The organism is Streptomyces sp. NPDC037389 (assembly GCF_040636475.1).
Lineage (GTDB): Bacteria > Actinomycetota > Actinomycetes > Streptomycetales > Streptomycetaceae > Streptomyces > Streptomyces hesseae.
Genome location: NZ_JBEZUS010000028.1, coordinates 22114 through 28184, shown reverse-complemented (window position 1 = coordinate 28184; position 6071 = coordinate 22114). Strand labels below are relative to the sequence as shown.

Annotated in this window: 5 protein-coding genes; 1 reads left to right on the top strand and 4 read right to left on the bottom strand. The window is 75.3% G+C overall.

Annotation, left to right across the window (positions count from 1 at the left end; all coding sequences use genetic code 11):
- A partial coding sequence (locus AB0E98_RS33050) for an aminotransferase class I/II-fold pyridoxal phosphate-dependent enzyme (protein ID WP_361710062.1) occupies positions 1-949 on the bottom strand: 949 nt, incomplete at its 3' end.
- A 35-nt stretch (positions 950-984) separates the two neighbouring features.
- Between AB0E98_RS33050 and AB0E98_RS33045 the strand changes: the two genes are divergently transcribed.
- Complete coding sequence (locus AB0E98_RS33045) at positions 985-1689, top strand: pyridoxamine 5'-phosphate oxidase family protein (protein WP_361710060.1); 705 nt, start codon at positions 985-987, stop codon at positions 1687-1689.
- Here AB0E98_RS33045 and AB0E98_RS33040 read toward each other — a convergent pair.
- From AB0E98_RS33040 to AB0E98_RS33030, 3 genes are all read right to left on the bottom strand, one after another.
- Complete coding sequence (locus AB0E98_RS33040) at positions 1676-2737, bottom strand: EamA family transporter (protein ID WP_361710057.1); 1062 nt, start codon at positions 2735-2737, stop codon at positions 1676-1678. The genes AB0E98_RS33045 and AB0E98_RS33040 overlap by 14 nt on opposite strands.
- A gap of 259 nt (positions 2738-2996) precedes the next feature.
- Positions 2997-3524: a Clp protease N-terminal domain-containing protein gene (locus AB0E98_RS33035; protein WP_361710054.1), complete on the bottom strand. Its 528-nt coding sequence runs from the start codon at positions 3522-3524 to the stop codon at positions 2997-2999.
- 125 nt (positions 3525-3649) lie between these two features.
- The gene (locus tag AB0E98_RS33030) at positions 3650-6022 is read right to left on the bottom strand and encodes a glycoside hydrolase family 3 N-terminal domain-containing protein (protein ID WP_361710052.1); all 2373 of its coding nucleotides are present in this window, start codon (positions 6020-6022) and stop codon (positions 3650-3652) included.
- Positions 6023-6071: the final 49 nt, after the last annotated feature.

Below are 6071 nucleotides of genomic sequence, written 5' to 3'. Positions count from 1 at the left end.
ACTTCGCAACCGCATCGCCCCGCCGCCCGCCGACCTGCCGGTCATCACGTCCCGTACGGACCCGGCGAAGGTGGTGTGGACCTTCTCCGGCTACGTCCCAGTGGTCGGTGACCCCGGCGAGGGGGCGGAGGGGCAGATCGACGATGCCGTGGCCGTGGTCGTCCTCTATGAGCAGCACCCCGGGATGACGGGCGAGCACGGCCCGCAGCTCCCGGGCGCGCGCCTCGCCGATCACGGCGCCCGTCGGGTTCTGCGCGCGGTCGGTGACGACCATGGCCCGGACTCCCCGGCGCAGCGCCCGGTCGGCCTCCTCCGGCAGCGGTCCGTCGTCGTCGACCGCGACGGGCACGGCGCGCAGGCCGAGTGCGGGGATGAGGTCGAGCAGGCTCCCCCAGCCCGGGTCCTCGACGGCGACGGTGTCGCCCGGCCGCAGATGCGCGCTCAGCACCCGCTCGATGGCGTCGAGCGAGCCCGAGGTGACGGCCACCGGGCCCTCCGGGACGCCCTCGGCCGTGAAGGCGGCGCGGGCCATGCGCTCCAGGTCGGTGTCGACGGCCGGGTCGCCGTAGAGCACGGGTCTGCGGCGGGAGCGCTCCGCGGCCGCGGCGAGGGCCTCGCCGAGCGGGGGCAGCAGCGCCGGGTCGGGATTGCCGCCCGCGACATCGCGCACGCCTTCCGACGCCTCCACCCGGATGAGCTCGCGATGGGTGCTGGCCGGGCGCTCGCGCACCCGGCTGCCGCGCCGGCCCGCCGTCTCGATCACTCCGCGGTCGCGCAGCGTGCGGTAGGCGGCGGCGACGGTATTGGGATTGACCCCCAGCTCAACCGCCAACTCCCGCATGGGCGGCAGGAGTTCGCCGGGGGCGAGCTTTCCCGCCCCCACCGCGCGTTCCACGCTCGCGGAGATGTCCACTGCGCGACGGCCTTCGATCCGATACTCTCCTAGCACAAAGTTAACTATGCACTAGTGCAATGGAGAACGCAATGCCTTCTTCCACGGCCGCCGCGCCGGCCTCCGGGGCCGGGCAGTACGACGGGCAGTACGAGCGGACCGAGCGCACGACCCCCACCCGCTACCGCGACCGCGCGTCCTACGACCGCGACCTGGTGCACGAGATACTCGACGCGGGCTACGTCTGCCATCTCGGCTTCGTCCGCGACGGCGCACCCGTCGTCCTGCCCACCCTCTACGGGCGCGTGGGCGACCGCCTCTACGTGCACGGCTCCACCGGCTCCCGGCCCCTGCGCTCGGCGGACGAGGCGCGGGAGCCGGGCATGCCCGTCTGTGTGACAGTCACGCATGTCGACGGGCTCGTCCTGGCCCGTTCCGCCTTCCACCACTCGCTCAACTACCGCTCGGTCGTGGTGCACGGCACGGCCCGGCGGGTCACCGACCCGGCCGAGCTCACCGAGGCCCTCGACGCCCTGGTGAACCAGGTCGTGCCGGGGCGGGCGGCGGACTCCCGGCCCGCGTCGGCCAAGGAGCTCGCCGCCACGGCCGTGCTGCGCGTCGACCTCACCGAGGTCTCGGCGAAGGTCCGCCACGCGGGCCCGGCCGACGACGAGGAGGACGTGGCCCTCCCCCACTGGAGCGGGGTCGTCCCCGTGACGACGGCCTACGGCGCCCCCGTCCCGGCGGACGACCTCGCCCCCGGTATCCCCGTGCCCGACTACCTCACCGGCCGCTGACCGGTCGCGACCGCGCGGCCTCCGGGCGCCGCCGCGAACGTGCCGCCCCCGTGCGCCGCCCGTCCCCGCCGGCCTCGGCGAGGGCGAGGGCCGCGACCGCGCCCAGCAGCACACAGGTGCCCAGCGCGGTCGCGGCGGTCAGTCGCTCACCGAGCAGGGTCACGGCGATCGCCGCCGCCGTGACCGGCTCCAGCAGGGTGATCACCGAGACCGTCGTGGCCCGCACGGCCACCAGGCCCGCGAAGAACAGCCCGTACGCCAGCGCCGTCGGCACCGTCACCAGGTACCCCAGCAGCCACAGCGTGCGCCCCAGTTCCTGAGTCCGGGGCCACAGCCCCTCGGCTGCGGCGAGAGGCAGGAGACAGACCGCGCCCACGGCGAAGGAGGTGAGCGTCGTCGTGAACGGGTCCGTGGCCCGGCCCTCGCTGCCGAGGCGCCGGGTGTAAAGGGTGAGCAGCGCGTAGGCCGCGGCCGACACCAGCCCCCAGGCCACCCCGGCCGACCGCACGGTGCCCGCGCCGTCGCGGCCGAGCACCAGTATCACCAGTCCGGTCAGCGCCCCGGCGACCGCGATCCGGCCTCCCGCGCCGAGCCGCTCGCCCATGAAGAGCCTGCCGGCCAGGGCCACCAGCACCGGCGCGGCTCCCTGGGTGACGACCGTGCCGACCGCCAGTCCTGTCCCGGCGACCGCCGCGAAGTAGGCGGCCTGGAAGACGGCGAGACCGCCGCCGGTGATCAGGAGACGGGTCGCCCGGCGCCGCTTGGTCTCGGGCGCGCGCACCGGACGGACGGGCCGGGGCCGAAGGGCCCGCACGGCCAGCAGCAGGACGAGGCCGCCGACCGTGCGCCAGAAGGTGAGGGCGACGGGGCCCAGGCCGCTGCCGGCGGAGGCGAGCGCGGCGGTGGCGCCCGCCGTGCCCCAGGCGACGCCCGCGACGACGACGCAGGCCAGCCCCTGGTTGACGGAGAGTCCGGGGCCGGTGTGCGAGGACACGCCGTCGGACGGCCCGCCCGGAACGGGGCAGGCCGGAAGAGAGGAGTTGCGCATGACTGTTCTGTTCTCCCGCGGAAGACTTCGGTGATCGCGTACTCCGTATGCGGGCAGCGGCGATCGGCCCGTGGCCTGTCAGGGCCCGGGTCCTCCGGGAAACGGCCGCCCGCGCTAGGCGGCGGGAGGCGGAAGAACAGCGGTCGTCGGCATGATCGGCACCCTAGGCGGGCGGGCGGCCACAGGGCAACCCCCTTGGGCGGGGGCCTCGCCGGAGCCCTTCGCGGGAGCCCTTGGCCGGGCCCATCGCGGAAAGGATTCAGCCGCACTCGCAGTGGGCGGCCCCGTCCAGTCGCTCGCCCAGCGCCACCGGGTCCACGCCGGCCCGGCGCAGCACCTCGACCGCCCGGCAGCGGGAATCGCGCACCAGGGCGGCGAGCAGATCGGTCCCCGCCACGCGCGCGGCGCCCCGGGCGCCGGCCCGGGTACAGGCCTCCCGCATGGCGCCGGCGGCCGCGGGCGACCAGCCCGGCACGGGGCTCCCGGCGAGCGAGGGGAGGGCGCCGGAGTCCTCCACCGTGCCGCTCCAGCGCAGGCCGTAGCCGATGGTGCGCTGCACCAGATAGCCCAGCAGGCGGGCGACCTGGGCCGGGCCGCCCTCGAAGGCCTGGCGGGCGGCGGGGTCGGCCTCCAGCAGGGTGTGCAGGAGGTGGGCGGTGTCGACCTGCAGGTCGCCGTCGCGCGCGGCCCTCCTGCGGGCACCCAGGACCGCCGTGGCCAGTTCCGCGCTGAGCGGATCCTCGCCCGGGGCCCCGGCCCGTCCGGTGTCAGGTGTACGGCTTCGCACCCTTCCCACCCCATCAGTCCCGAGTGATGGGAACATCCCCGGAAGGTTGCATTCGCGCATCCGACGCGAGTTGGGTACGGCCTGCCGGGGCGTCATCCTTCAGGAGGAGGGTGGCCTGATCCGTCTCAGGGGCGCACAGGCTTCCGCCAGGAGCGCGCGCCCTCTCCCGGGCTCCCGGTGATCTCCAGCGCGGCCGTCCGCGCCCCGGCGCCGAAGACGTACGGCCCGGGCTCGACGCGCGGCGGACCGGCCCCGTCGATGTCGCCGGGGGTGACCGCGAGCACCTTCGACGGCACGGTCAGCCGCACGGATCGCGTCTCCCCTGCCTTCAGGCGCGCCTTGGTGAAGGCCACGAGCCTGCGCGGCGGCGACAGTACGTCGCCGACCGGCCGTGAAACGTAGACGGGGATGATCATTTCGCCGTCGCGGGGCCCGGTGTCGCGCACCCGCACCGTCATCCCGACGTCCGCGCCGGCCGGGACGGAGGGTGCGTCGAGCGCGAGCGACTCGACGCGGTAACCGGTGTACGACAGGCCGTCCCCGAAGTCGTACGCCACGTCGTGCCGGGACTCGGCGCCCGCGTCGGTGCCCGGCAACTGCTGGTAGTAGAGGGGCTCGTTGCCGGCCCGCCGGGGCCATGAGACGGGCAACCGGCCGCTCGGGCCGACCGTCCCGAACAGGACATCGGCGACCGCGCGCCCGCCCTCCCCTCCCGGCAGCCAGGACATCAGCAGCCCTTCCGTGCCGTCCGCGTCGCCCAGCACCAGCGGGCGCCCGGCGAGGACGACCACCACGACCGGGCGGCCGGTCTCCTTCAACGACCGCACCAGCGCCCGCTGGTCCGCGGGGAGTTCGGGCCGGGGGCTGTCGGCCCCGCCCTCGGCACCCGGCCGCTCCCCCACCACCACGACCGTCGCATCGGCGTCACGGGCCTGTGTCACGGCGTCGGCCGGGGCCGGGGCGTGGACGACGCGGGTGCCCTTGGGGGCCGCCTGCCGGATGCCCTCGAGCACGGTCGTGCCCGGGATCCGCACCCCGTCGGGAAGCCCCTGCCAGCCGACGGTCCAGCCGCCGGACTGGGCGGCGAGATCGTCCGCGTGGGCGCCGGTGACGACGATCTTCCGCACGGCCGGCCCGAACGGCAGGACACCCTTGTCGTTGCGCAGCAGCACCTGCGAGGCGGTCGCGGCGCGCCGGGCGAGCTCCCGCCCCGCGCCCAGGACTTCCGTGTTTGCGCGCTCGGCGTCGACATACGGTCGCTCGAAGAGCCCCAGGGTGAATTTGAGCCGCAGGACGCGCCCGGCGGCCTCGTCGATCCGGCGGCCGGGCACCAGCCCGGCCCGTACGGCCGTGCGCAGCGCGTCGGCGAACTCCCCCGCCTCGTAGGGTTCCATGGCCATGTCGACGCCCGCGTCGACGGCGAGGGCGGCGGCGTGCGGGTAATCGGCGGCCGCCTTGTACGTCGTCCACAGGGCCCGGATGTCCTGCCAGTCGCTGACCGTGACGCCGGTGAAGCCCCACCGTTCCCGCAGGACCGTGGTGAGCAGATGGCGGGAGGCCGTGACGGGGATGCCGTTGAGCGCGCCGGAGTTGACCATGACGGTCTTCGCCCCGGCCTCGACGGCCGCCCGGTAGGGGGTGAGGAGGGTGTCCTGGAGATAGCGGAGGGAGACGTCGGCGGGCACACGGTCGTGGCCGTTGGACGGCTCGGAGTAGCCGGCGAAATGCTTGACGGTCGCGGCGACGTTCTTGGCACCGCCGGTGTTCTTGGCTGCGTTCTCGGCTGCGTTCTCGGTGCCGCGTACGGCTGCGGCGGCCAGGGCGCCGGCGAGCAGCGGGTCCTCTCCGAAGGTCTCGTAGTAGCGGCCCCAGCGCCGGTCGCGGGCGAGGTCGGCGACGGGGGCGAACGTCCAGTCGACGCCGGTGGCTGCGACGGCCCGGGCGGCCGCCTCGGCGCAGGCCCGGACGAGCTCCGGGTCCCAGGTCGCGGCGAGGCCGATCTGGTGCGGGAAAATCGTGGCGCCGAGGACGTTGTTGTGACCGTGGACGGCGTCGACGCCATAGAGGACGGGAACGCCCAGCCGACTGTGCTCGACCGCGTACTTCTGCACCGCGTCGACCATGCGGGCCCAGTCGCGCGGCGTGTTCACGGGCGGGCCGCTGCCACCGCCGGAGAGCACCGAGCCCACCGCGCGGTCGCGGAGAACGGCCGCCAGGCAGCGCTCGTTCAGCTCGCCGCCGCCCTTCTCCCCGCAGTCGCCCTGGAGCTTGACCACGGCGATCTGGGTCATCTGCCCGATCTTCTCGTCGAGCGTCATCCGGCGCAGCAGGTCGGCCACCCGCTCGTCCACGGGGGCGTGGGCGTCGCGGTAGCGCGGCCCGCCGGCCGCCACCCCGGCCCCGGCCGGGGCACCGGAGAGGGCCGCCACCAGGCCCACGGCGACGGCCGCGAAAGCGAGAACGGGGACGGGGTGCCGGCGGCGCGGGAGCGGGGGCATGGCCGGAGTCTCCCACGCACTGACACCCCGTCAAGAAAGCGCGGCGGGG